This is a genomic window from Paenibacillus sp. B1-35 (assembly GCF_050474385.1).
Taxonomy (GTDB): domain Bacteria; phylum Bacillota; class Bacilli; order Paenibacillales; family Paenibacillaceae; genus Paenibacillus_B; species Paenibacillus_B alvei.
In genome coordinates, this window is sequence record NZ_JBCHVJ010000007.1 from 39,665 (window position 1) to 65,530 (window position 25,866).

Below are 25,866 nucleotides of genomic sequence, written 5' to 3' on the forward strand. Positions count from 1 at the left end.
AGTTGCCCTCCTGCTTGCCTATATTATGGATTCATTTATTGATAATTGCGCGAGCCATGCCTCTATCCACTCTTCCCACTTGGGAAGCGGAACGTGTTGCTCATAAGTTCGCCAGCATTCCTCTGCATAATGCCGCATTGCACGCTGGCGCTGGGCTGTGTCAGGCAGTACCGTATGGGCAGCTTTACGTGCGTGCAGCAGCAGTTCCGCAACTTGCGCCAACTCCTCGTCCATGAGCTTGGACAGCTTAGCAAGTATGCTTCGCGTCAAGGTGGGACTCGCACCACCCGTCGATACAGCCAGATGGACATCACCATGCTGAATCGCCCCAGGATTGGCAAAGTCACTATGATCCGGACTATGAGCAACATTAATTAGCGCACCGCAGCGCCTTGCCTCTGCTGCCACCCGTTCATTAACTTCACTATCGTCTGTCGCAGCAAACACGAGCAGCGCTCCGATAGCGTCCCCCTCCTCATACTCTCTTGCAACGTGCATAACGATTCCATTATTCACAAAATGCCAAAGCTCCGGAGTCAATATGGGACTGACCACCTTCACTTTAGCACCACTTGCCAGCAAATGGCGAATTTTGCGGGCAGCTACCTTGCCGCCGCCAATAACGGTACATGGCTTGCCGGCAAGCTTCAGCATAATTGGATACAGAGGGGAATCTCCCATTCGCTACACTCCAATCCAGCGATGAAATGTCGATAATGAATTCAATGCGAAATTGAGCATGATTACCGCATAACATCCTAAATTCAACAAAGAAAGTCGAAATCCTGTTGAATCATAGCGCGAGCGTTTCACAACATAGGAGCCATACAGCAGAAGCGCTGCTAATGTAAACCATATTTTTAAATCGATCAGCAGTTCCGTACGGTTGTCCAGCAGGATAGCTCCCACCGCTACAGCAAGCGACAACAGGAACATCGGAATGCCGATTACCGCTGCCAGGTAGGAGAATCGCTCAATTCGTTCAAGACTAGGCAAGCGCCTCACCGCATCCGACCACTGCTTGGCCTTAAGCTTATGATGCAGAAATACATACATGCCTGCAAATACTGCACTGACCGTCAAGGCTGCAAACCCAAAGGCCGCAAGCGAGATATGAAAGGAGAGCAAATTGCGCATCATCTCCCATTCCTTCATTGATGCAGGCATCGTTGGATCATTAAGCATGTTCACCAGCAATAAAGCAAAACCAATCAGGTTTACAAAGAATACGATAAATTCGATATGAAAAAACCTGCTAATAACAATGGATACGGTCACTAAGAACCATGAGAATAAGAACATGAATTCAAAACTGCTAAAAACAGGAACATCCTGATGTCGCACCATCCTCACAATTAAGAAAATGGTCTGGAGTACCCATACAAAAGTAAGAAGCCCTGCGCCCATCCGCTTCGCTTTCCGATTGACTCCTACCACATCGGAAAAATAAAACAGAAGGCTCAGGGCGTATGTGTATATAATCGCATCGTAAATCCAACTATTCGTAACCATCGATGCCTGCCGCCTCCTGTTCTTCCACTACCATGTGACGGCTGCCCAAGACAGCACAGACTTCCCCCGTTCGGGTTCAGCATTCCGATTCACGGGGACTTGCGTGGAGGGCTGTTCCTCTCCTCGCTCCTTCTTGCCATCCGCTTCCGGCTCCTCAAGTGCGAAGATTTGCGAGAACAATTGCAATGCCTCGTCTCCATTCTTCTCTGCGGCGAGCTCTTTAATTTGGTTAATTGGGTCGTGCATCATTTGATTCAGCATACTTTTCGTCAACCGGCGTATCAGCTTCGCTTCCCGGTCGGACAGCTCTGGTAGCTTATTGAACAAGCTTTGGAGCGTATCCTGATGAATACGGTCTGCCTTGGCCTGCAATGAGCGAATCATCGGGGTTACACCTAGCATTTTGAGCCAATGGCGATGCTCCTCGAGTTCATCTGCAATAAAAGCTTCAATCTTTGCCGCTTCCTTGCGCCGCCGAGCCAGATTGCTTTCTACAATACCTTGCAAATCATCAATGTCATACAAGAATACATTCGACAAATCGCTAATCGCAGGATCCAAGTCACGCGGTACGGCAATGTCAATAAAGAATAGCGACCGAGACTTGCGCTTGCTCATCGCCCGCTTTACATCATCCGCCGATAACACATATTCCTTAGCCCCAGTAGAGCTTATAACGATGTCTGCTTCAGCCAGCATTAGATCAACCTCGTCGAGTGTCCCCGCTCGTCCATTAAATTGCTTCGCCAGTTCCTCCGCACGAGATAATGTACGGTTCGCTACCATCACCTCAGCGGCACCGTTCGCATACAAATGCTTTACGGTAAGCTCGCTCATTTTGCCTGCGCCAAGGATGAGCACTTTCTTGCCATGGAATGATCCGAATATGCGCTTGCCAAGCTCAACAGCAGCATAGCTGACCGATACCGCATTTTCGTTAATGCTTGTTTCGGCATGTGCTCTCTTCGCGAGTGTTATCGCCTGCTTAAATACCGTATTGAGCCACGTTCCTGTTACCCCTTCATGTTGCGCAAAAAAGAAGGCATTGCGGATCTGACCAAGAATTTGCGTTTCACCGATGACCATGGAATCCAAGCCGCAGCTGACCCGGAATAAATGTTCAACGGCCTGATCATCTTCATATATATAGAGGTACGGTGTAAATTGCTGTCTAGGGATGCCGAACCATGTCTCCATAAAGCTGCGGATGAAGTAACCGCACATGTGCAATCTGTCGACAACCACATACAGCTCTGTACGGTTGCATGTCGACACCATCACACATTCGAGCACGCTCTTCGTCTGTCTCAATTGTCTCAGCGCCTCTTGCCATTCACTTTCGGGCAGCGCGAACTTTTCCCGAATCTCTACGGGCGCTGTACGATAGTTCATGCCGACGACGATGATGTGCATTCATTTCACCTGCTTTTCGATATTTAGTACATTCTCAGATGATAATCATTATAACATACATCACAGAGAACATTCGTTCGTAATTTGAAAATATTATGAAATGCATGTCAAATTTTAGTTTGTACGTGCTAACTGCACCTTATACTAACATTGCTGCGACCTAATGTCATTCTTTTTTATGCACTTTTTGCCAAACTATTACGGTGCAAAATAAGAATCCAGCACACTTATGAGCTCTTTATCGGCCAAGATGAGCTCTTCACGCTGTGACGCAATCCAATGTCCACTGCTGTTATAAATGAGAGCGTAACTGTCAACTAATTTGTTCGCTGCATCGGCGGAGGTGCTTATCACCTCTTTTTCACTGTCTGCAAGCGGGCGATCCCCATTTAATTGCAGCAATGTTATCATCTCTACAACCTTATTCATACTAGAGAGCTCTGGCAGCTTATCCTTGCCAACTGCACGCACCAGCCGTTCATGTGCAAAGGCTGCTGAGTAGGCAACCAGCTTCAATTTTTGCAATTGATCGGTTGTATGAACCCGTTTAGCTTCCTGCATCGATCCTTTTAACAAATTCATTTGAAATTGAGCTACCTCATACAGCATTTTTAGCGGATCGGATGCTTCTATCTTCGGTGACAAGAAGTTGTACACCTGAATAGAAGGCCAGATAAGCAGCATGAACAATACGACCATCCATACGACACCGCTTCGAAATCGCTTTGGTCTCATAGGCATTCTCCTACTATATATGATTATGTATATAGCTTATGGAGCTGCAAGTGGACAAATAACCAGGGTAAAATGAATAAAAAAAGCCCGCTCAACCCGGTGCCAAGCACTTAAGTGAGCGGGACTTTATTGTGTTCTATACCAATTCGGATACTTTCATATCCGGAGTAACCACTTGCAATTCGCCTAATCCGCGAACGAGCTTCTTCGCGTACGTTTTCTCCGGTTTCAACATAGAGACCAGGTAATCAATGGCTAGCTGCGGGTCTACTGTTTCTCCGCAAGTGTAACAATCGATTGCTGCAAATCCACGTTCAGGATAAGTGTGGATTGAAAGATGACTTTCTGACAACATAACTAGAACTGTTGCCCCTTGTGGGTCAAACTGTTTAGATTGAACAGACAAGACGGTTGCACCACACGCTTCAGCGGCTTCTACCAGTTGTGCTTCAAGCAATTGAGCATTGTTCAGCAAATCGAAGTCGACTCCCCACGTGTCAACAGCAACATGTCTTCCGAAAGTTGAGTATTCCATCTTCCGGTTCCCCCTTCCTAGGAATAAAATGTTTGAAAAAAATAATTTCATCCGCTAGGACCTACGTCATTCACTTCCCGAGGGAAAAATCTCTCGCAACATGCAATGTCCTGAGTGAATCCTGGTTCCTATATTGTTTTCAACGAGATTAAAAATAACATCTTATACACATAAATGCAACACTTTTTTATTCGCTTTTCACCAGACCATTTGTAATTCCCTGTCTACTATATGGAAAAAGCAGCCGTTAGGTGTTTATTTTCTTCCGCCCAATATGTGCAGAAAATAAAAAGAACTTAAGGCGCATGCCCTAAGTTCTTTTCTATTCCAATGCCGCTCAGGCTTCCAAGATGAACAATTGCTTTGCCATTTCTGCCAGCTCATGATCCACAGCTTGAATCTCATCCGCCGACAGACTGTGATTTCGCTTATCGAGGAGGCTGTTGATGCGCTCCTTGATACTCGCAATACGTATTTCTACACGATCGTTACGGTACATATTCTGCAAGTCTAGCACCGTATCCTTATGTTCGAAAATAACGCGAGGCTCTTCCTTCTGCTCCACAATCTTGCGAACTGCCCCATCCACGTAATAATAAGTGATTGTAAATCCCGCAAAAATCCGATTGACTACCGCTTCGCCACGGAATGTCGCCACAAGCTTATGCATCACTTGCGTCAATTTCGGATGAACCAAGCGGCAAGACGTTACACAGACATACCGATTGCCTTGTTTCTCGAACAGGAATATGATCTCATCACCCTGGCCGTCCTCAAGAACCACCTCTTGATTACCGTTTTCTAATACTTTCACCCGCCCTACAATAGATTGCTTCGCGAGCGATTGCACAAATCGGGCCAACTGAGCTTCCGTTAACTGTAAACTGGCTTTCACATACTCTGTGGCTAACCGCCGAGCCATAAAAACTCTCCTTAAACCGTATTCAACAAATTATATTTACACATCTTTATTATACTACAGGGATCACATGAATTCCTGTTCACGAGCCGCCATTTTATGGTGCATTTCGCAAAAAAACGGACTGAGGACGGAACTATCCCATATTTTATCCAACATGCTTACGAATTAACGCCTGCATGTTGATTAATAATCTCCCATAACTCTTCTCGGCCTTGTCCAGTTTCCGAGGAGAACATGACGAAGGGAGCATCTGGTGATAATCCGAGTGTGGTTCGGACTTGCTTTACATGTCTTGGAAGGTGATTCTTTGAGATTTTATCGGCCTTTGTAGCGACAACGCAGACCGGAATGCCATAATGCGTCAGCCAGTCATGCATCATACAATCGTCCGCTGTAGGAGCATGACGCAAGTCAACGACCAGCAGCACAAGCTTAAGTGTCTCACGTTCTTGGAAATATGCCTCAATCATGCGTCCCCAAGCAGCGCGCTGTGTCTTTGACACCTTTGCATATCCATATCCCGGAACGTCTACGAAATACATATTGTCATTGATGCGGTAGTAGTTCAATTGCTGCGTCTTGCCTGGCTGCGAACTTGTGCGCGCCAAGTTTTTGCGCATTATCAACCGATTAATCAAGGAAGACTTACCGACATTTGATCGACCTGCCAGTCCAATCTCGGGAAAACCGTCGTCAGGATACTGTGATGCTCCAACAGCACTAATAATAAATTCTGCATTTGTTATTTTCATGTTCGATTATCCTCACCTTACATTCTGTTCTGTCCATTGTACAATTGTACACGATTCCCGTCATTTCACAAAAACAAGAAAAACGGATGCGCTTACGCGCACCCGTCTACTTCTACATATTTATGAGGAAGCTTGCTCCAGCAAGGCATGCCGCAGCACTTCATCCATATGAGAAACCGGTATAAAGGTTAACTCCTGCCGTACCGTATCCGGGATATCCGCAAGATCACGTTCATTGTCATGCGGGAACAGAACCGTCTTGATTCCCGCACGGAGCGCGGCCAGCGACTTCTCTTTCAGTCCGCCTATCGGGAGAACGCGCCCGCGCAGTGTAATCTCACCAGTCATTGCAACATCCTTGGATACGTACCGGTTGGTGAACGCCGATACAAGTGCCGTCGCGATTGTGATTCCGGCAGAAGGACCATCCTTCGGAATCGCCCCTTCCGGTACATGGACATGAATATCCAGCTTCTCATGGAAGTCTGGCTCCAACTCCCACTGCGCTGACTTCGAGCGGATGTAGCTAAATGCAGCCTGCGCAGACTCCTTCATGACATCGCCAAGCTTACCTGTCAATTGAAGCTTGCCAGAACCAGGGACAACGGTTACCTCAATGTTAAGCGTGTCTCCCCCCGCTTCCGTCCACGCAAGACCTGTCACCGTTCCTATTTGGTCATCTTGTTCTGCCAGCCCGTAGCGATATCGAGCTACACCTAAATATTCAGATAATTGCTGGGCGTCAATCTGAATCTCATTTACCTGTTCAGACACGACACGCTTAGCTGCCTTCCGGCATAACGCTGCCAATTGCTGCTCGAGCTGACGAACGCCAGCTTCACGTGTATACTCGCGAATGACTTGTAGGATGCCCTCCTCTGTAACGGTCAACTGACCTTCCTTCAGCCCGTGCGCTTCTTTCTGCTTCGGAAGAAGGTGACGGTTCGCAATTTCCAGCTTCTCCAGCTCTGTATAGCCAGACAAGTTAAGCATCTCCATACGATCAAGCAGCGGACGCGGTATATTATGTACGGCATTAGCGGTTGTAACGAACAAAACTCGTGATAAATCAACCGGCAGTTCGACGAAATGATCGCTGAATGCGTTGTTCTGCTCTGGATCGAGCACTTCCAGCAATGCTGCTGCAGGATCCCCGCGGAAATCCGAAGCCATTTTGTCAATTTCGTCCAACAGCATCACAGGGTTCATCGTGCCCGCATTTTTGAGAGCTTGCACGATCCGACCCGGCATTGCCCCTACATATGTACGACGGTGACCGCGAATTTCTGCTTCGTCACGCACTCCACCTAACGAGATACGGACAAACTTCCGGCCAAGCGACTTCGCAATGGATCTCGCAAGCGAGGTCTTTCCTACACCCGGAGGGCCAACGAGACACAAAATCGGCCCTTTCATTTCCTTGACAAGCTGCTGTACGGCCAAGTATTCCAGCACACGTTCCTTTGGCTTCTCCAATCCGTAGTGGTCTGCCTCTAGAATCGACTCAGCCTTACCGAGATCAAGGTCATCCTCCGTCATTGTTGACCACGGGATTTGAAGCAGCCAATCAATGTAATTGCGAATGACCGATCCTTCTGCTGAGGAAGCAGGCATTTTCTCCAATCGGTCGATTTCTTTGCCGATCTTCTCTCGAACTTTATCCGGAGCATCAAGCTCCTTCAATTGGGCACGCAGTTCCTCAGCTTCCCCTGCACGTCCTTCTTTATCTCCCAATTCCTTTTGAATCGCCTTCATCTGCTCGCGCAAATAATATTCCTTTTGCGTCTTTTCCATTTGCTTTTTCACGCGCTGGCCAATTTTCTTCTCCATCTCCAGCACTTCGCTCTCATTATTGAGCAGCTCAAGCAACTTGTGCAGACGAGCCTTACTGTCCACCGTTTCCAGAAGCGCCTGCTTATCCTTCAGCTTGATTGATAAGTGGCTGGCGATTACATCTGCCATCCTGCCCGGTTCCTCAATGTCCGTGACGGATGCAAGCGTCTCCGGCGACACCTTCTTCGACATTTGCACATAATTTTCGAATTGAGTTAATGCCATGCGCATGAGCGCTTCGGTCTCTGAAGACTGATTTGCCTCTTCATGCAGAACACGCACCTGAACCTCATAGAATTCATCATTTGGCACATATTCAACGATTTCGGCACGCTCTACTCCCTCAACAAGCACACGTATCGTGTTATTAGGCAGACGAAGCATTTGGCGCACCTTCGCTATTGTACCAATGCGGAAAATATCATCCTGAGACGGCTCCTCGATGCTAACCTCTGACTGCGTACACAACAGCAGAAGCTGGTCCTCCAGCATCGCATGTTCAAGTGCCCGTACTGACTTATCGCGTCCCACATCCAAATTCAACACCATGCTCGGGTACACGAGCAAGCCTCGTAGCGGGAGCAGAGGCAGGTGGCGGTCTTTGTTCGATTTAAGCCCCATCGTTCGGCACCCCCATGGCTATCATGATCTATCTAGTATATTGCAAGCAACATTTTATCAAATGTTCATCTAAAACACCAATTTTAGGAGCGACCGATCAGCTATAGCTATTCCCGTCTGCGGAATTGCCGCTCTTCTCAGACGCTTCTGCATGAAGCAGCGGCAAAGAAGCACCCGCAGCTCGTTCGTATGGCTGCGGCTTGTGCTGAGCATCTCCCTTCCATTCGCTGCCGAACGCATGCTGGAAGCTTTCCTCAATATGTTCAACCGGAATCACCTGAACACCTTCCAGGCCTGCGAAAATTTCCTGCCAATTCTCCTTCGGAATGAGCACGCGAGTCGCTCCCGCTTGGAAAGCAGCCTCAACCTTGGCAAGCACTCCACCAACTGGCTTAATTCGCCCATGTAAACTAATTTCACCCGTCATCGCAAGCTTGTTATCCACAGGCCAGCCATTCAGAGCCGACGCGATCGCAATCGCCATTGCCATCCCCGCCGAGGGGCCGTCCACCGGCGATCCGCCTGGAAAGTTAATATGCAGATCGAAGTTCGATGTTTCATGTCCCAAGCTGCGTAGCACAGTTAATACATTCTCGATGGAACCCTTCGCCATGCTCTTGCGGCGCAGCGTTCGGCTTCCTCCACCCAGCTCTTCTTCCTCCACAACGCCCGTAATCGTATATTTTCCATGTCCGCTCTTCACGCGGATCGCACTCACTTCAATTTCCAATAGAGCCCCCATGCTAGGTCCATATACAGCTAACCCATTCACAAGGCCAACCTGCGGCTCTACAGGCACCTTGCGATCAGGACGCGGAGCAATCTGACTGCAATTGGCTACCCACTCTACGTCAGCCGCATCTATGGAAGCGCGGCCTTCCGACATCGCGAGACCCGCTGATAGCTGCACAATGTTGACAGCCTCTCGCCCATTCGTAGCGTACTTCTTTACCATATCTACCGCTTCCGGTGAATGTGGGAACCCGATTTTCTTCAGTCCATTCTCTGCGATGGTTCCGATTTCATCTGGCAGCAGAGGTCTGAAGTATATTTCCATGCAGCGAGAACGCAGCGCTGGCGGTAGCTCTTGAGAGGAGCGCGTCGTCGCTCCAACCAGTCTGAAGTCCGCAGGCAGCCCATTTTGGAAAATATCGTGAATATAAGACGGTACATTCGAATCTTCTGAATTGTAATAGGCGCTTTCTAAAAACACCTTCCGATCCTCAAGCACCTTCAAAAGCTTGTTCATCTGGATCGGGTGAAGCTCCCCAATCTCATCAATGAACAGCATGCCGCCATGCGCCTTTGTAACCGCACCCGGCTTCGGCTGCGGGATCCCTGCAACCCCCATCGCTCCTGCTCCCTGATAAATCGGATCATGTACTGAGCCGATTAACGGATCGGCAATGCCGCGCTCATCAAATCTAGCTGTCGTTGCGTCAATTTCTGTGAACTTCGATTCCATGGTGAACGGAGAGCTTGGATTCTTTTTCGCTTCCTCAAGCACAACCCTGGCTGCTGCCGTTTTCCCTACACCTGGCGGACCGTAAATAATGACATGCTGCGGGTTTGAACTGCACAGAGCTGCCTTCAACGCCTTCAGCCCATCCTTTTGTCCGACTATATCACTCATAATCGCAGGTCTTGTTTTCTCTGCAAGCGGCTTCGTCAAAGATATAGACCTCAGCTTGCGCAGCTTATCCATCTCTTTGCGAGATTCTCGATCCACAGCCGTGCGGTTGCCTTTCTGGCTGCGCAGCAGATTCCAGAAGTATATGCCGATAACTACGGCAAAGAACGCATTGATTAACATCAATATCACGCTTAAATTCATCGTTTCATCCTCCCATAACGCCCTCGTAAGGACAAAAAAATCCGGCAAAGTTAACTACTTGGTAGTATTACCCTTTGCCGGATGCATTATAAGCGTATGTGATTATGAGTTATTATTTCTTTCCCAACATTCTGCATGCTTCAGCCCTGGAACAGCATCTGCATAGAAGACTGGCTCCTCGCCGCGCTTACGCTGACTCATATAATCTTTCAAAGCCGCAAATGCCACTTTACCAAGCAGCATAATGGAAATGAGATTAATGAACGCCATGAAGCCCATGAACAAGTCTGCCAAATTCCAAACTAGGGTCATCTTCGCAACAGAACCGAAGAGAACCATTGCTACAACGCCTAACCGATAAGCAAGCATCCATCCCTTTTTCTTCGTAATGAATTCGATGTTGCTTTGACCGTAATAGTAGTTTCCGATAAGTGAAGTAAATGCGAATAAAAAGACAGCTAATCCAATAAAAATGTGCGCCCAATCTCCAACCTGAGTCGCAAGCGCATGTTGTGTCAATCGAATGCCGTTCTGCTCGCCCGTCGTTGAAATCCCGGAGAACAGGATAATGAACGCTGTTGACGAACAAACAAGCAATGTATCGACGAATACCCCGAACGACTGGATCAAACCTTGCTTGACTGGATGGCTAACATTGGCCGTTGCCGCCGCATTGGGAGCACTACCCATCCCGGCCTCGTTCGAGAACAGACCACGCTTAATTCCGTTCATCACCGCTGCGCCTACACCGCCAGCCAGCGCCTCCTCAAATCCAAAGGCGTTTTTAATAATAGAAGCAAATACGGCCGGAATTTCGCTAAAATTGACCAGCATGACGAACAAAGCAATCGCCATATATGCTAGCGCCATGATAGGGACTACGGTCGCAGTAACCTGCGCAACCCGCTGAACCCCTCCGAATATCGTCGGGATGACAAGGATTGCCAATACGATCCCCATCCAAATCGGATCCAAGTTAAATATATCCTGGAACGCCGCACTTGCTGTGTTAGCCTGTACAGAATTGAAGACGAATCCGAAACTGAAAATGATGAGGATGGCAAAAATAATGCCTAGCCAACGCGCGTTCAACGCCCGTTCCATATAGTAAGCCGGGCCGCCTCTAAAATGCTTGCCATCACGCACTTTATAAACCTGTGCCAATGTAGATTCGACGAACCCCGAAGCCGCGCCAATAATTGCAATCATCCACATCCAGAATACAGCGCCAGGGCCGCCTAACGAAATGGCAATAGCGACTCCGGCCAAATTCCCCGTACCAACACGCGAGGCTGTACTCATTGCGAATGCTTGGAAGGAGGAAACGCCTTGCTTTTCACCGGAAGACTTTCCTTTATCCCGCCCCAAAATAAGACGGAATGTTTCTTTAATTGCGGAAAGCTGTACAAAGCTTGTACGTAATGAGAAATAAAGTCCTGCTACTACAAGAACAAATATAAGCATTAAATACCATAAATCATTAAACTTCCCGATCCAATCCTGAATTTGATCAATCAATATATTGCACCTCACTTGTTGTCTAGTCCTAAGCCCGCGATATGTCAACTTTGCTAACACGGTACTAAATGATTGTAGCGTAAATCGAGCATAATGGCAAAATGTTTTTTATCATTTTTCAATTAATGATAAATTTTACCTTCCCCACCTTTCGACACAAACCGATTTTTATGTCGATTCCACACAATATCTACTTACTTTTCGCCGAAAATCATGTACAATAGGAATGTTATGTAAACATATTAGCTTATTTTACCTTGGAATCAATAAGGAGGAATCCTTGCAATATGGCGCAAGCAAACGATCGCCGCTGGACGTGGATGCTCATGCGCGGGCCAAATCGACCCGTTATACAATACAGTGTTCCAACCGTTGTTGTTAGGCTTGTTATGTTTATTGTCATTGGCGGAGTTGGCGCATTATTTCTTTCGTTGGTTATTCAGCGCTTTGCCATGCATGATATTGTTGTACGTCATGCACAATTGGAACAGGAACTGCAGAAGAAAGATCAGCTGTTAGCTGATATGGACAAGCAATTAACCATTATTACCGCCTCTTCCAACGATATGAAACAACGAATGGACAAGATATCTCAATGGGAGCAGCAGCTGCAATCTTACTTACAAATACCGACCGGCACTGGCCGGCAAAAAAATAACAATTCAATATCCAAAACAAGTCATTCAACGACTAACTCTGCAGCCTCCAAGCAAGAAACTGCCTCCCTTCCTCCTCTGCCGCTCGGCGGCGAGTATATCATGCTTCCAGCAACGAAGTTGTCTCCACTGCTATCCCCTGCCACAGAGAGCAAGGGCATTATTCCACCTGCCTCTCCTCTAGCAGCATGGGTAAGTATGAGCAAGCAGTTGCAAGACATGAATAAGAAGCGGCAGGAATGGGAGCAATCCATGCCCCAGTTGTTTAAAAATGCAAACGCCTTCCAGCGGCAATTGAACGCTACGCCTACTTTATGGCCGACAGAGAGTACGCGTATTACGTCCTTATTCGGGGAGCGAAGCGATCCATTCCAGCGCAGTGAAGCTTTTCATGCAGGCTTGGATATTGGAGGAGATACAGGGGATCCGGTATACGCAACTGCCGAAGGGGTTGTCCTTGCATCAGATAGAGATGAATTGAAAGGAAATTATATCATCATTAGCCATGGGAACGGACTTACAACCCGATACTTGCACTTAAGTGAAAGAATGGCAGCAAGCGGAGATAAGGTGAAGAAGGGAACACAGGTTGGCAAGGTTGGCACAACCGGTCGCAGTACGGGGCCACATTTGCATTTTGAAATTCGCAAAGACGGCGAGCCAATCGACCCAACCACTTATGTGGGTACGCCTGAATAAAAGCAATCAGAAAGGAAAGGAGCAGACATGTTCGCAAAAACATCTTCCGGCAAAAAAACAATCGGTACAGACTCCTTAATTGGGCAAGCGACTACAGTGGAGGGCAAGCTGGTATGTGAAACTGATCTGCGGATTGAGGGGACAATTACTGGTGATGTTCACTGCAGCCAAAACGTGATTATAGGGGAATCTGGCAAGGCTTACTCGAATATTCATGCTTCCAGTCTTATTATCGCCGGTCTGATGCAGGGCGATGTCAGCGTAACAGAGACCGTCATTATCGAGAGCTCCGGTAGATTAGAAGGCAATATATTGTGCCGTTCCTTTATCATCAAAGAAGGCGGGAAATTCAACGGCAATAGCCAAATGCAGCAGGACACCACTGCAGTGGCAAACATTTCTACATCTACAGATATCATCACTTCTGACCTATAAACCAGAGACCGTAACAAAATCGTATAAGCACAATAGGAACACCCGACAGCAGCCAACCTGCATGTAGGTGTTCCTATTTTTCGTAAAATAACTGGATTATCTATTTGTCTATTCCCGATTAGTGCTTGCGTCCAGGAATAGTGCCTGTCCGCTCATACTCAGCAACAATGTGGTCGATCTCTTTCTTCAATTCGGAGACAAGCTGATCCTCTGGCACTTTTCGAATCATCTCTCCGTAACGGAACAACAATCCTTCTCCACGAGCTCCAGCAATACCGATATCTGCTTCGCGCGCTTCACCCGGTCCATTTACCGCACAGCCCAGCACCGACACCTTAATCGGAACCTTCACCTTAGAGATATATTCTTCTACTTCGTTCGCAATCGAGAACAAATCAATATCAAGTCTGCCGCAAGTTGGACAAGAGACAAGTGTAGCCGCATTCGAGATTAATCCAAAGCACTTCAGCAGTTCGCGTGCGACCTTCACTTCCTCTACCGGATCCGCACTCAAGCTAACGCGTACTGTTGAACCGATACCAAGCGACAGCAAGGCACCTAGCCCCGCAGAGCTCTTAATCGTACCCGAGAACAGTGTCCCTGCTTCCGTAATCCCCAAGTGAAGCGGATAAGGAATCACCTCAGCAGCCTTGGTATACGCAGCTATAGCCATAGGAACATCAGACGCTTTCAGCGAGACAATAATATCATGGAAATCGAGCTCCTCTAGAATTCCGATATGGAACAGAGCACTTTCTACCATGGCCTCTGGCGTTGGATATCCATATTTCTCAAGCAGGTGATTTTCCAGCGACCCTGCATTAACTCCGATCCGAATCGGAATACCGCGTTCTTTGCAGGCCTTCACGACAGCTTCCACTTTCTCACGACGCCCAATATTGCCCGGATTGATCCGCACCTTATCGATGCCGTTCTCAATCGCCTTCAAAGCCAGTCGATAGTCAAAATGAATGTCTGCTACAAGCGGAATGGAGATACGCTTCTTAATCTCCTTAATCGCATTCGCCGCATCCTCATTGTTGACAGTTACACGGACAATCTGGCATCCAGCTTCTTCTAGTCGATGAATCTCTGCAACAGTAGCTTCTACATCTGCCGTCTTCGTCGTGCACATGCTCTGAATGACAACTTCATTGTTGCCGCCAATCGTTACATTGCCTACTTTTACAGCTCTAGTCTGATGTCGCAAATACATGATACATTCTCTCCCATGTCGGAAACGGACGGAAAAGCGCCTATTAGGCGCTTTCCTCTTGTTTCTTATCTGTCGTCAGTTCCGGAATCATTCGTTCTTTCACTACTTGCTCCGTAATGACACACGTTGTTACATCGTCGCGTGACGGCACCTCATACATCACGTCGAGCATAATGCCTTCGATGATGGCACGCAATCCACGAGCTCCTGTATTCCGCTTTATCGCTTCCCGAGCAATGGCCTCCAATGCTCCAGACTCGAAGTCAAGCTTCACGTTGTCCATCTCCAGAAGCTTCTGGTACTGCTTCGTCAGTGCATTCTTTGGTTCGCTCAAAATACGAACCAGTGTATGCTCATCAAGCGGCTCCAATGTCGAGATAACTGGAAGACGACCAACGAACTCTGGAATAAGACCAAACTTCAACAAGTCCTCTGGAAGTGTCATCGTCAAATATTCGCCAGGCTTCAAGTCCTTCTGACCGCCGTCAGCATTGAAGCCGATAATTTTCTTACCTACACGACGCTTGATAATTTGTTCCAGTCCATCAAATGCACCGCCGCAAATGAACAAGATGTTCGTCGTATCGATTTGGATAAATTCTTGGTGCGGATGCTTGCGTCCACCTTGAGGAGGAACGGAAGCAACAGTGCCTTCCAAGATTTTTAGCAATGCTTGTTGTACGCCTTCGCCGGATACGTCGCGCGTAATCGAAGGGTTTTCGGATTTGCGGGCAACTTTATCAATCTCATCGATGTAAATAATGCCGCGCTCCGCCTTCTCTACGTCGTAATCTGCAGCTTGAATCAGCTTCAACAAAATATTTTCAACGTCTTCGCCTACATAGCCTGCTTCAGTAAGCGATGTTGCATCAGCTATCGCGAATGGCACGTTCAAGATTTTAGCCATAGTCTGCGCCAAGAGCGTCTTACCGGAGCCGGTAGGCCCTACAAGCAAGATGTTACTCTTTTGCAGTTCTACATCCTCAATCTTATTCTGTGTGTTGATCCGCTTATAGTGGTTATATACCGCTACGGACAACGACTTCTTCGCTTGCTCTTGACCAATAACATACTGATCCAGAATAGCACGAATTTCCTTTGGCTTTGGAATGTCTTTCAGATCGACTTCCTCTTCGTGACCGAGCTCTTCCTCTACGATCTCATTGCAAAGCTCGATGCACTCATCACATATATATACGCCAGGACCGGCAACCAACTTGCGCACTTGTTCCTGCGACTTGCCGCAGAACGAGCATTTCAATTGCCCCTTCTCATCATTAAATTTAAACAATCGGTGTCCCCCCTTACTTCAAACCCGGGCTTGCCGGATGCAAAACTTGGTCAACAAGGCCATATTCCTTCGCTTCATCAGCGCTCATGAAGTTGTCGCGATCCGTATCGCGCTCAATCTTCTCGATCGGCTGACCTGTACGTTCCACATAAATCTGGTTGAGCTTATGTCTTGTCTTCAAGATCCAGTCTGCGTGAATCTTAATGTCGGACGCTTGACCGCGTACACCACCAAGCGGCTGGTGAATCATAATCTCACTGTTCGGCAATGCGATACGCTTGCCTGGCGCTCCAGCTGTTAACAAGAGCGAGCCCATACTGGCAGCCAAGCCGACGCAAATTGTAGATACGTCCGGTTTGATATGCTGCATTGTATCGTAAATTGCCATGCCGGCCGTAACTGAACCGCCCGGTGAATTGATATACAAGAAAATGTCCTTCTCTGGATCATCTGCTTGGAGGAACAGCAATTGCGCAATGACGCTGTTCGCTACGTCATCATCGATGGCGCTGCCCAGAAAGATAATGCGATCTTTCAGCAGACGCGAGTAAATATCATAAGAGCGTTCGCCGCGATTTGTCTGTTCGATGACCATCGGGATTAAATTCATGGTACCGACCTCTTTTCTTTACATAGCTTTACATTTTTATTTTAACATTTTCTGACCGTGGTGTCATTTTTACACCGATTACCATTATTGTATGTGCGGCAAATGCCCGTAATCCCTACAGATAAGCTCTATATTACAGCTCATCCACAGACGGAATTCACCTAATATGTTACATATTGATTATGTACACCCATAATAGGGTGGTGAAACGTTATGTGGTCAATCAAAGAACTTACAATTCACAAACTTTCGCCAAGCAGGTGGTAAAAAATAAGGCACGCCCTTGAAAGTAACGTGCCTTATCCTGTTACGCCACGCCCGCATTTTCCATGCGTTGCGTAGCCGATATGCAATTAATTTTTGCTATTGTCCACGATGAATTTAACTGTTTTGCGAAGAGCTGCCTCTTCACGCAAGTTTTCGAGCGTACCGTTTTTCTCCAAGATTGTGCGAATTTCCTCCGCAGAACGTTGGTAGGAAGCTGCCATTTTGTCAAGCTCTTCTTGAAGCTCTTCATCGGAAATCGTGATGTTTTCCTCTTTAACGATTTGCTCAAGAACGAGGTTGTTTTTCACACGCTTGTTAGCCTCTATTTGCATTTGCTCGCGCAAGTCTGCAATAGTTTGGCCGGACAAAGTCAAGAACATGTCCATGTTCATGCCTTGCATGCGAAGACGGTTGTCCAAATCTTTTACCATGTGCTGAATTTCAGTTTCGATCATCGCACGTGGAATTTCTACTTCTGCGTTAGCAGATGCTTTTTCAACGAGTTCAGCTTCACGATTTGCTTCCAGTTCGCGTGTTTTGCGTTCTTTCAACTGTTTTGTAAGATCAGCTTTGTACTCATCCAAAGTTTCGAACTCGCTAACGTCTTTAGCGAACTCATCGTCAAGCTTAGGAAGCTGCTTGCGCTTGATTTCATGAATTTTCACTTTGAATGTTGCAGGCTTGCCAGCCAAGTTTTCTGCATGATAGTGCTCAGGGAATGTAACTTCAACGTCTTTGAAGTCGCCTGTTCCAAGGCCAACCAATTGATCTTCAAATCCAGGAATGAACGTATTAGAGCCAAGCTCCAATGTGTAGCGCTCACCTTTGCCGCCTTCAAATGCTTCGCCATCAACGAATCCTTCGAAGTCGATAACAACGCTGTCGCCTTTTTGTGCTGTTTCTTCATCAACGATAACGAGTTCAGCATGACGCTCTTGCAGACGCTTCAACTCAGCGTCAAGCTCTTCTTCAGTAACTTCAGCTTCCTTAGTTTCCACTTCAAGACCTTTGTAGTCTCCAAGCTTAACTTCAGGCTTAACAGTTACTTTTGCTTTGAATTTGAACGTTTTGCCTTTTGCAAATTGTTCAACTTCGATTTCCGGCTGATCAACCGGTTGGATGTTTGTTTCTTTTACAGCTTGTGTGTAAACTTCACCCAAGATGATGTCAATTGCATCTTGATACAAGCTTTCCACACCATATTTAGCTTCGAAAATTGGGCGAGGTACGCGACCTTTGCGGAAGCCTGGAACGTTTACACGCTTTGACACTTTTTTGAATGCCAAGTCCAATCCTTCTGCTACGCGATCTTCATTAACCTCAACTTCTAATACCCCAACGTTCTTCTCTATTTTTTCCCAAGTTGCTTTCATTTTATGCCTTCCCCTCCAAAAAAGATCATGGCTAGAGTGTACCTACCATAACACGTCCTGAATAACCATTTTAGTATAGCCGACTATGATAACTTTTTCAAGGAGTGCATCATTCCTACATTCACCCTCCTTGGAAAGCGCTATCGGCCGCCTGTTGCTTAGCATCCGGATCCTATGATTGCACGCGCAAGGATCGATTCAGCGATCGAAGTGCAAGCTCATATTGGACGCGCATCTCATTACGAATGCCGTACAATTGCTTTACTTCCACTTCTTCATCTATATGCAGCATTCGAGCTATGATAAAGTGCAGGGCTGCTGCCCATGCGACTGACTCCTCCTGCCCATGCTCACACAACTTCTCGTAAGCGGATGAACCGTAAATATGCTTCACATATTGCTGCCATAGCTCTTGAGCAAAATAGGCTAATGACGGCTCTCTTACAGAGGCAGCCTCGTTCACGCGCTCTGCGGGTGCCTTCGCCGCTGCCGGGAACGCCGTATAGTCAAGTGGCGTATCCTCTACTCGAACGTTCAACCATTCCTGCCCGCGAGGGAATCGAATTTCGCCATGCATCCCCCTCCGCTTCAAGACTTGAAGAATTCCGAACTGAAGCAAAGAGCTCAGTTCCTCCTCCTTCAGCAGTTTGACCAGAGCTTCGTCAATCCCCGCATCTTCTGCTGCCGCAAGCTGCTCCAGCACAAGAAGTTTACGATCATCCATTTCCCCATCCGCAAGTGTCGCGAGCAATCGTTCCATATATTGTCCATCTGCATTCAACTTCTGCTGAAATTGACGTCGCAGGATATCTTGTTCGGTTTCTTCCGATTCCTCTTCTGCAGTTGATTTCGTCCAGCCGGCTAATCCCTCTGGTATGTCCAGTTCGCGAGCATCTCTCTCTGCTTCTGGAAACGCCGATACGAGCCATTGAAGCAGCGCATCCCACTCTTCCCGAATCCGTGCATCCTCGCCATCACAAGTCAGCAGGAATTGAAGAAGGGCAATGGCTTCACCGTAGCGTTCAGATTCCAGCATCCGTGTTAACTCAATTTGGTAATAATCATGAGTTTTCGGAAATAGGATAACGTTGTTCCTGGACGGCTCTTTGTAATCTTCTGACATACGAACACCTGCTTTCTGTACTGCGCCTATATATTGCAAAAATCTCTGCTATGTATGCAACTGTATCAATTTATTCAGGCAAGTCTCTTATACGATGCATTATATCATACTCGCCCTTTATCCTGCGCGGTTGCCACGAGTGCTTTCCTGCACATCCAACTGTAAATATGATAGGTAAAATATTTTTTGATTTTTATGTTGCTAAAATTCAAATTCTTTGCTACAATCATACATGTTCTAAATTTACTTAACTTATGTCCCAGTAGCTCAGCTGGATAGAGCAACGGCCTTCTAAGCCGTCGGTCGGGGGTTCGAATCCCTCCTGGGACGCCATTCATTGCTTACAATATACATGAGCAGCCTCGCAGAGCCTAATTTGGTATGTGAGGCTTTTTTTATATCCCCAAAATCTCTACGGACATCTAACTGCATAAGAGGCCCTGCATATCGCAGAGCCTTGAATAATTGCGCTTCATTTCAGAATCCAGCTTATTTATTGTGAAACTCCCAATGGTTCTTTTCGCCCGGATGCTTGAAGTTCTTCGACAGAACCGCATCCGCATGTTTCTTCTGATGCGCATATTTATTGCCCTTATTTTGCTTGAATTGTTCTGGCATATTTACTCACCTCCCTTCATCGTACATCAATCACCTTAGTATGAACACGATGATAAGAAGCAAACCAAGTTGTTTACCAATTCATTTGGAACAAGTCGTCAACCGCTTCCCGTACCTCACTCGATCCAAGCACTGCATCTACGATCGAATCCCGGTCGCTGCAGCTAATTTCGTTATTATTGATAAATGTCTCTGCAGCCACTTCCTCAAAGGCATTATGCAAATTATTGTCGTACCAGTCTGCTTCAAAATGTGAATCATTGCGCAGCAAGCGAACAATCTCATAACCGCCATTTTGTACAGGAGCCACATACGCAAGCAGGGGAGTCTCCTTGTCATCATCTGGGATAAGTCCTACTTCTGCACACAGACGCCCTTCGATTTCAACCGGACGGCGAAATTTTGCAGCCTTAAATTCCATCATTGTCTTCGCTCCTCACTTCTCGTAATTGCTCCACAAATTGCTTTGTTTCTGTGGTTCCGAATTTGTGTATGTAGGCATATACACTATTGAGGTTTTGCTGATACGGCTCGTTAATCATGTCATTCGATTTGCTTGTAAATAACATGAAGCTGTATACTTGATCCGTTTCGGCGTCTCCCACCCCATTCAGCAGCCTTTGAAGCTCATCCCTTTCTGCCTCATTCACATGGACTACAAATTCATAATCACCCGCATCTTGTTCCGCAACAACAGAACGATTCTGTACGGATACATAATAAGGTCGGCGCTCCATTAAGCACCTCCTTTCCTTAATAGAACCATTGCTTCGCTTTGTTTAGATCAGGTTTCAGCTTTTAAGGGAAGCTTTTTTTATCATCTCCCGATGGACATACATCTTATGCCGATTTGCGCATACCCATGGTATTATCTCAATCTTCCAGCATACCGGTATTCGGTCTTCCGGGTGGACAGATTGGTGCGGAAAGGATGAACGTAACATGTGTGGAATTACAGGATGGATTGACTGGAACCGTGATTTGGCCCAATGTTCCGACGTTGTCGAGCAAATGACCGAAACATTATCTTCTCGGGGCCCTGATGCGAAGGGAACATGGATAACCGGTCCATGTGCACTGGGACACCGGCGCTTGTCTGTTATTGATCCAGCTAACGGCGCCCAGCCGATGATTCGGCACACGGAGCATGGCGTGTTCGCGATTGTGTATAATGGCGAGCTGTACAATATGAGGGAATTAAGATCGGAGTTAATGAGCCGAGGACATTTATTTGTAACACAGTGTGATACGGAAGTGCTGCTTGTAGCCTATCTGGAATGGAAAGAAGCATGCGTAGAACGGTTCAACGGCATCTTTTCTTTTGCCATATGGGATGAAGCTGGAAAGCATTTGTTCATGGCCCGCGACCGGCTTGGGGTGAAGCCTCTATACTATTCTCAAGGTGAAGGATGGTTCGTATTTGGTTCCGAGCCTAAGGCGCTGCTTGCCCATCCGGACATTGAGCCTGTCATCAGCTTAGAGGGAGCAGCTGAAATATGGATGATCGGGCCTGCCCGAACTCCAGGACACGGCATCTATCAAGCAATGTCAGAGCTGCGTCCAGGTCACACCTTGCAGTATAATCCAGATGGCCTGCGCATCCGCAGTTATTGGAAGCTGGAGAGCACTCCGCATGAAGAGGATGCCGAACAAACAGCCAAACATGTGCGCGAACTTCTGGAGGATACCGTTGAACGCCAGCTTATTTCTGATGTTCCTGTATGTACCTTATTGTCAGGAGGATTGGACTCAAGCGCGCTAACCGCCCTAACGGTTCAACATTATAAGCGTCACAAGCTTGGTCAGGTGCATACGTATTCGGTGGACTATGTGGATAACGACCTTTACTTCCAATCTCACGCCTTTCAACCAAATGCGGATGAGCCTTGGATTCGACGAATGGTAGAAGAGCTCGGAACGACTCACCATTGGATTCAATTTGATACCCCTGAGCTCGTTGCTTCGCTTGAGCACGCGGTAAGGGTTAGAGACATCCCGGGCATGGCCGACATTGACGGTTCATTGCTTTTATTTTGCAAAGAAATCAAGAAAGGCGCCACTGTCGCACTCTCTGGTGAAGCTGCTGACGAAGTATTCGGCGGATATCCTTGGTTCCACCGGAAAGAGGCGCTCAATGCCGGGACATTCCCTTGGGCGCTTGCTACGCCTCTCAGAGCCAGTTTGTTGAAGCCTGAGGTCGCTCATTTGCTCCGCGCAGAGCAATATGTAGCTGACCGCTATGCAGATGCGGTGCGCGAGGTGCCTGTATTGCCCGGAGAAGAGGCTCAAGCCGCGAAAATGAGAAATATGTCCTATCTCAACATTACCCGCTTCATGCCAACCTTGCTGGATCGCAAAGACAGAATGAGTATGGGCGCTGGTCTCGAGGTTCGCGTCCCATATACCGATCATCGGCTCGTCCAATATGTATTCAATATTCCATGGAACATTAAAACTTACGGCGGACGGGAGAAAGGGATCTTGCGAAAGGCGCTGGAGGGCGTTTTGCCAGATGATGTCCTCTATCGCAAAAAGAGCCCTTATCCAAAAACCCACAATCCAAATTACTTGAATACGGTTCGCCGACTGGCACTTGAGAGATTGGATGACCCTTCATCCCCACTCCATCAATTTGTCAATGCAGAACGAATACGGACGATTGCCGCTTCCGAGGAAGCAAGCTCAAATCTGCCTTGGTTCGGCCAGCTGATGTCTGGCCCTCAATTATTCGCTTATCTGCTGCAGGTAGATGCATGGCTGCGAGAATACGGCATCCGTGTAGCATGGTAATCTAACACTGAAATGCTGGTACCCACTGGCTTCCAACAAAAAGACACACGGTAAACGCTGCAGCGTACCGTGTGTCTTTCTTCATTTGTACATCGATTCTTATTTTACTGAGGCAGGCTGACTCGCGCGAATCGCCTGATCCAAATCATACAAAATATCGTCAATCGATTCCGTACCGATAGATAAACGTATAAGTCCTGGAGTTACACCGGCAGTAATTTGCTCCGCTTCATTCAATTGCTGATGCGTCGTACTTGCTGGATGGATGATGAGCGACTTGGAATCGCCTACATTGGCGAGATGAGAGAAGAGTTTGACATGATTTATTACCTGCCGCCCCGCTTCGATTCCACCCTTGATCTCAAATGTCAAAATCGCACCCTGTCCCTTAGGCAAATACTTCTGTGCCAACTCATAGGAAGAATGGCTTGATAGGCCACTGTAGCTGACCGACTGCACCCCTTCATGCGCTTCCAAGAACTGAGCTACCTTCAAAGCATTCTCGCTATGGCGCTCCATGCGCAGATGAAGCGTTTCGAGCCCCTGCAGAAGCAGGAATGCGTTGAATGGAGAGATCGTAGCCCCCATATCACGCATCAATTGTACACGAGCCTTAATAATATATGCAATTGGCCCGACTGCATCCGTATACACTAACCCATGGTAGCTAGAATCTGGCTCTGTCAATCCAGGGAACTTATCAGTGGCAGCCCAATCGAACTTGCCGCCATCCACGATAATCCCGCCAATCGAAGTACCGTGGCCGCCAATGAACTTCGTAGCGGAATGTACGACAATATCCGCACCATGCTCAAGTGGACGAAGCAGGAATGGACTCGGGAACGTATTGTCCACGATGAGTGGAATGCCATGCTCGTGTGCTATATCGGCCACTGCCTCGATATCCAGTACATCGCCCTTAGGGTTGCCAATCGCCTCCGCATACAGCGCCTTTGTCTTATCCGTGATCGCCTTTCGGAAGTTTTCCGGATCACTGGAGTCAACGAAGCGGACTGTAATGCCAAGCTTCGCCAATGTCGTTGAGAATAGATTGTAGGTTCCGCCATACAGACTCGTCGCAGAAACAATCTCATCTCCTGCTCCCGCGATATTCAAAATGGCATACGTGATCGCAGCTTGGCCTGATGCCGTAGCCAATGCCGCTGCCCCACCTTCCAATGCGGCTACACGCTTCTCAAATACATCTGTCGTTGGATTCATCAGCCGTGTATAGATATTGCCGAATTCCTTCAAACCAAATAAATCTGCAGCGTGATCGGTATCTTTGAAAGTGTAAGACGTTGTTTGATACAACGGGACTGCACGCGATAGTGTAGTCGGGTCGACCTCCTGTCCTGCATGTACAGCCAATGTTTCCAAGCCAAGTTCACGTGGCGCTTCACTCATCTTCATCAATCCTCCTTCGTCTTATTGCCCATAATTCTCTCATATTTTTCCGTTGTTGGAAAGTATAAAATCTGAGTATTTTGATAAGAAAAAAAGGACACCTAAACTGGTCATCTAGTCAGGTGCCCTTCGCTGAAAGGTTTTTGCTTTTAATTTTCTTATCTTTGTTGTGTCATCACGCTTCGAAATACGCTCGATTGACATGGTTACACTTGTGAGTGCTCCTTCTGCAGTACATCAAGTAGCATACGAATTGCATTTCCACGATGGCTAATGCTCTGCTTCTGCTCCGGAGTCAGCTCCGCCATTGTCTTGCCGAATGCAGGAACGTAAAATAGCGGATCATAGCCGAAGCCATGTTCCCCGCGCGCCTCGTCCAAGATGAACCCATCACATGTACCGGTCACATCGACATACTGCCGCTCTGCAGGATCATACAGTACTAGGCAGCAAACGAATTGCGCAGCACTAAGCACATGCTCCGAAGCTTCTCCCAGCTTATCGTGCTCCACGCGGCGAGCAGGCAGCTTCTTCAGCTCCTCAAGAAGCTTAGCATTATTCGCCTGCGTATCCCCGTGCCCACCGGCATATCGTGCGGAGTATACGCCAGGCGCACCAGCTAAACGTTCTACACAAAGGCCCGAATCATCAGCAAGAACAGGAAGTTGTATCGCTTCTGCCACTTCCTTAGCCTTCTTGAGCGCATTCGCATTGAAGGTATCCCCATCCTCTACCACTTCAGGCAATTGAGGATAGTCGGCCATACTGAGCACACGCTTGCCGAGCGAGGCGAAGGCAAGCTGAAATTCCTTTAGCTTGCCTTGGTTGCTGGTTGCAACAATAATCGTATCACTTGCTAGATGCATGTCCGGCCGCCTCTCCGCGTTCTAACGCTGCTCGTGCAGCAATCTTGTCCGCAATTGGGCCGAGTGCCTCCTTCTGCATCTCAACAAGCTCCAAGATTCCCTTCTCCGCAATGGCCAGAAGCCCGTTAAGCTCTTCGCGCGTAAATGGACTCTCTTCCCCTGTACCCTGTACTTCGACGAACTTGCCCTGACCTGTCATCACGACATTCATATCAACCTTCGCCGTGGAATCCTCTTCATAATTCAAGTCAAGCAGCGTATTTCCTTGGATCACTCCAACACTAACCGATGCAAGAAAATCCGTTATCGGATATTTATTTAATGAATGCTGGCTCGCTACTTTATGAATCGCCATTGCCATCGCAATAAAGGAGCCGGTAATGGAAGTCGTACGCGTACCGCCATCAGCCTGAATAACGTCGCAATCAAGCGTTATCGTTCTTTCACCTAATGCATGCAAATCAACAACCGAGCGCAATGCCCGTCCGATCAACCGCTGGATTTCCATCGTACGACCGGTTAGCTTGCCTCGATTCGCCTCACGCTGGTTGCGTGTCTGCGTTGCACGCGGGAGCATTGAATATTCCGCTGTAATCCAGCCTTTGCCTTGCCCCTTCATAAAAGGAGGAACTTTCTCGTCAACCGTAGCCGTGCAAAGCACCTTCGTGTCGCCTACTTCAATGAATACGGAGCCTTCCGCGTATTTGTTCGTGTTAGTTCGAATCGTAACTGGGCGGAGTTCATCCGCCTTTCGTCCGTTGCTTCTCATTTAATAGTGCCTCCTACATTTCCACTGTCGTCCGTAAAAAGTAACATCCCCTATTCTACCAAAGAGCTTGG

24 protein-coding genes and 1 tRNA gene are annotated in these 25,866 nt (G+C 47.6%); 4 read left to right on the top strand and 21 right to left on the bottom strand.

The genetic code is table 11. The features are described 5' to 3' along the window. Positions 1–18: 18 nt before the first annotated feature. From ACQ5BJ_RS21325 to ACQ5BJ_RS21370, 10 genes are all read right to left on the bottom strand, one after another. On the bottom strand, positions 19–681 hold the full coding sequence (locus ACQ5BJ_RS21325; RefSeq protein WP_268599235.1) for a precorrin-2 dehydrogenase/sirohydrochlorin ferrochelatase family protein: 663 nt from the start codon (positions 679–681) through the stop codon (positions 19–21). A gap of 3 nt (positions 682–684) precedes the next feature. Then, positions 685–1,512: a cytochrome c biogenesis protein CcsA gene (gene ccsA, locus ACQ5BJ_RS21330; RefSeq protein WP_005547335.1), complete on the bottom strand. Its 828-nt coding sequence runs from the start codon at positions 1,510–1,512 to the stop codon at positions 685–687. 27 nt (positions 1,513–1,539) lie between these two features. After that, a complete protein-coding gene (gene hemA / locus ACQ5BJ_RS21335; RefSeq protein ID WP_430112285.1) occupies positions 1,540–2,925 on the bottom strand; it encodes a glutamyl-tRNA reductase in 1,386 nt (461 codons plus the stop codon). Between the two features lie 198 nt (positions 2,926–3,123). Continuing rightward, on the bottom strand, positions 3,124–3,660 hold the full coding sequence (locus tag ACQ5BJ_RS21340; protein WP_005547327.1) for a hypothetical protein: 537 nt from the start codon (positions 3,658–3,660) through the stop codon (positions 3,124–3,126). Positions 3,661–3,796: 136 nt separating this feature from the next. Beyond that, positions 3,797–4,195, bottom strand: coding sequence for an adenosylmethionine decarboxylase (speD, locus tag ACQ5BJ_RS21345; protein WP_005547325.1), 399 nt, complete (start codon positions 4,193–4,195; stop codon positions 3,797–3,799). A gap of 337 nt (positions 4,196–4,532) precedes the next feature. Then, positions 4,533–5,117, bottom strand: coding sequence for a non-ribosomal peptide synthetase module (locus ACQ5BJ_RS21350; protein ID WP_430112287.1), 585 nt, complete (start codon positions 5,115–5,117; stop codon positions 4,533–4,535). A gap of 158 nt (positions 5,118–5,275) precedes the next feature. Continuing rightward, a complete protein-coding gene (gene yihA / locus ACQ5BJ_RS21355; protein WP_005547321.1) occupies positions 5,276–5,869 on the bottom strand; it encodes a ribosome biogenesis GTP-binding protein YihA/YsxC in 594 nt (197 codons plus the stop codon). Positions 5,870–5,989: 120 nt separating this feature from the next. Next, positions 5,990–8,323, bottom strand: coding sequence for an endopeptidase La (gene lon / locus ACQ5BJ_RS21360; protein WP_005547319.1), 2,334 nt, complete (start codon positions 8,321–8,323; stop codon positions 5,990–5,992). A 97-nt stretch (positions 8,324–8,420) separates the two neighbouring features. Next, a complete protein-coding gene (lonB, locus tag ACQ5BJ_RS21365; protein WP_163978789.1) occupies positions 8,421–10,157 on the bottom strand; it encodes an ATP-dependent protease LonB in 1,737 nt (578 codons plus the stop codon). A 102-nt stretch (positions 10,158–10,259) separates the two neighbouring features. Further along, positions 10,260–11,675 carry an alanine/glycine:cation symporter family protein gene (locus tag ACQ5BJ_RS21370; RefSeq protein WP_005547315.1) on the bottom strand — a complete coding sequence of 472 codons (1,416 nt, stop codon included), beginning with the start codon at positions 11,673–11,675 and terminating at the stop codon, positions 10,260–10,262. A 287-nt stretch (positions 11,676–11,962) separates the two neighbouring features. Between ACQ5BJ_RS21370 and ACQ5BJ_RS21375 the strand changes: the two genes are divergently transcribed. Together ACQ5BJ_RS21375 and ACQ5BJ_RS21380 are read left to right on the top strand one after the other, a co-directional pair. Beyond that, positions 11,963–13,030 (top strand): M23 family metallopeptidase, encoded by a 1,068-nt coding sequence (locus ACQ5BJ_RS21375; protein WP_268599237.1) that lies wholly within the window; start codon positions 11,963–11,965, stop codon positions 13,028–13,030. A 27-nt stretch (positions 13,031–13,057) separates the two neighbouring features. Beyond that, positions 13,058–13,465 (top strand): bactofilin family protein, encoded by a 408-nt coding sequence (locus tag ACQ5BJ_RS21380; RefSeq protein ID WP_430112290.1) that lies wholly within the window; start codon positions 13,058–13,060, stop codon positions 13,463–13,465. Between the two features lie 118 nt (positions 13,466–13,583). On the opposite strand, the gene ispG is transcribed toward ACQ5BJ_RS21380, so the two are convergent. The 5 genes from ispG to ACQ5BJ_RS21405 all read right to left on the bottom strand — a co-directional run bounded on the left by ispG (position 13,584) and on the right by ACQ5BJ_RS21405 (position 19,345). Further along, entirely contained in the window at positions 13,584–14,681 is a 1,098-nt protein-coding gene (ispG, locus tag ACQ5BJ_RS21385) for a flavodoxin-dependent (E)-4-hydroxy-3-methylbut-2-enyl-diphosphate synthase (protein ID WP_005547310.1), read from the bottom strand. A 43-nt stretch (positions 14,682–14,724) separates the two neighbouring features. After that, positions 14,725–15,972, bottom strand: coding sequence for an ATP-dependent protease ATP-binding subunit ClpX (gene clpX, locus ACQ5BJ_RS21390; RefSeq protein ID WP_005547308.1), 1,248 nt, complete (start codon positions 15,970–15,972; stop codon positions 14,725–14,727). Positions 15,973–15,985: 13 nt separating this feature from the next. Further along, positions 15,986–16,582: an ATP-dependent Clp endopeptidase proteolytic subunit ClpP gene (gene clpP / locus ACQ5BJ_RS21395; protein ID WP_005547306.1), complete on the bottom strand. Its 597-nt coding sequence runs from the start codon at positions 16,580–16,582 to the stop codon at positions 15,986–15,988. A 353-nt stretch (positions 16,583–16,935) separates the two neighbouring features. After that, the gene (tig, locus tag ACQ5BJ_RS21400) at positions 16,936–18,222 is read right to left on the bottom strand and encodes a trigger factor (protein WP_430112293.1); all 1,287 of its coding nucleotides are present in this window, start codon (positions 18,220–18,222) and stop codon (positions 16,936–16,938) included. A gap of 172 nt (positions 18,223–18,394) precedes the next feature. Further along, positions 18,395–19,345: a hypothetical protein gene (locus tag ACQ5BJ_RS21405; RefSeq protein WP_268599238.1), complete on the bottom strand. Its 951-nt coding sequence runs from the start codon at positions 19,343–19,345 to the stop codon at positions 18,395–18,397. Positions 19,346–19,601: 256 nt separating this feature from the next. Between ACQ5BJ_RS21405 and ACQ5BJ_RS21410 the strand changes: the two genes are divergently transcribed. Then, positions 19,602–19,678 (top strand) — tRNA-Arg (locus ACQ5BJ_RS21410). 156 nt (positions 19,679–19,834) lie between these two features. Here ACQ5BJ_RS21410 and ACQ5BJ_RS21415 read toward each other — a convergent pair. The 3 genes from ACQ5BJ_RS21415 to ACQ5BJ_RS21425 form a co-directional block, all read right to left on the bottom strand. After that, on the bottom strand, positions 19,835–19,963 hold the full coding sequence (locus ACQ5BJ_RS21415; RefSeq protein ID WP_005547207.1) for a hypothetical protein: 129 nt from the start codon (positions 19,961–19,963) through the stop codon (positions 19,835–19,837). Positions 19,964–20,036: 73 nt separating this feature from the next. After that, positions 20,037–20,387: a hypothetical protein gene (locus tag ACQ5BJ_RS21420; protein WP_005547205.1), complete on the bottom strand. Its 351-nt coding sequence runs from the start codon at positions 20,385–20,387 to the stop codon at positions 20,037–20,039. Beyond that, entirely contained in the window at positions 20,374–20,700 is a 327-nt protein-coding gene (locus ACQ5BJ_RS21425; RefSeq protein ID WP_005547203.1) for a hypothetical protein, read from the bottom strand. The genes ACQ5BJ_RS21420 and ACQ5BJ_RS21425 overlap by 14 nt, the downstream gene beginning before the upstream one ends. Positions 20,701–20,905: 205 nt before the next feature. Here ACQ5BJ_RS21425 and asnB point away from each other — a divergent pair, with 205 nt between their 5' ends. Further along, positions 20,906–22,753: an asparagine synthase (glutamine-hydrolyzing) gene (gene asnB / locus ACQ5BJ_RS21430; protein ID WP_268621090.1), complete on the top strand. Its 1,848-nt coding sequence runs from the start codon at positions 20,906–20,908 to the stop codon at positions 22,751–22,753. A gap of 99 nt (positions 22,754–22,852) precedes the next feature. Here asnB and ACQ5BJ_RS21435 read toward each other — a convergent pair whose 3' ends face one another. From ACQ5BJ_RS21435 to rph, 3 genes are all read right to left on the bottom strand, one after another. Continuing rightward, on the bottom strand, positions 22,853–24,160 hold the full coding sequence (locus tag ACQ5BJ_RS21435; protein WP_005547200.1) for a homocysteine synthase: 1,308 nt from the start codon (positions 24,158–24,160) through the stop codon (positions 22,853–22,855). 206 nt (positions 24,161–24,366) lie between these two features. Further along, positions 24,367–25,026, bottom strand: a complete 660-nt coding sequence (locus ACQ5BJ_RS21440; protein WP_005547196.1) for an XTP/dITP diphosphatase — start codon at positions 25,024–25,026, stop codon at positions 24,367–24,369. Beyond that, a complete protein-coding gene (gene rph / locus ACQ5BJ_RS21445) occupies positions 25,010–25,795 on the bottom strand; it encodes a ribonuclease PH (RefSeq protein WP_005547193.1) in 786 nt (261 codons plus the stop codon). Before rph ends, ACQ5BJ_RS21440 begins: the two co-directional genes overlap by 17 nt. Positions 25,796–25,866 lie beyond the last annotated feature (71 nt).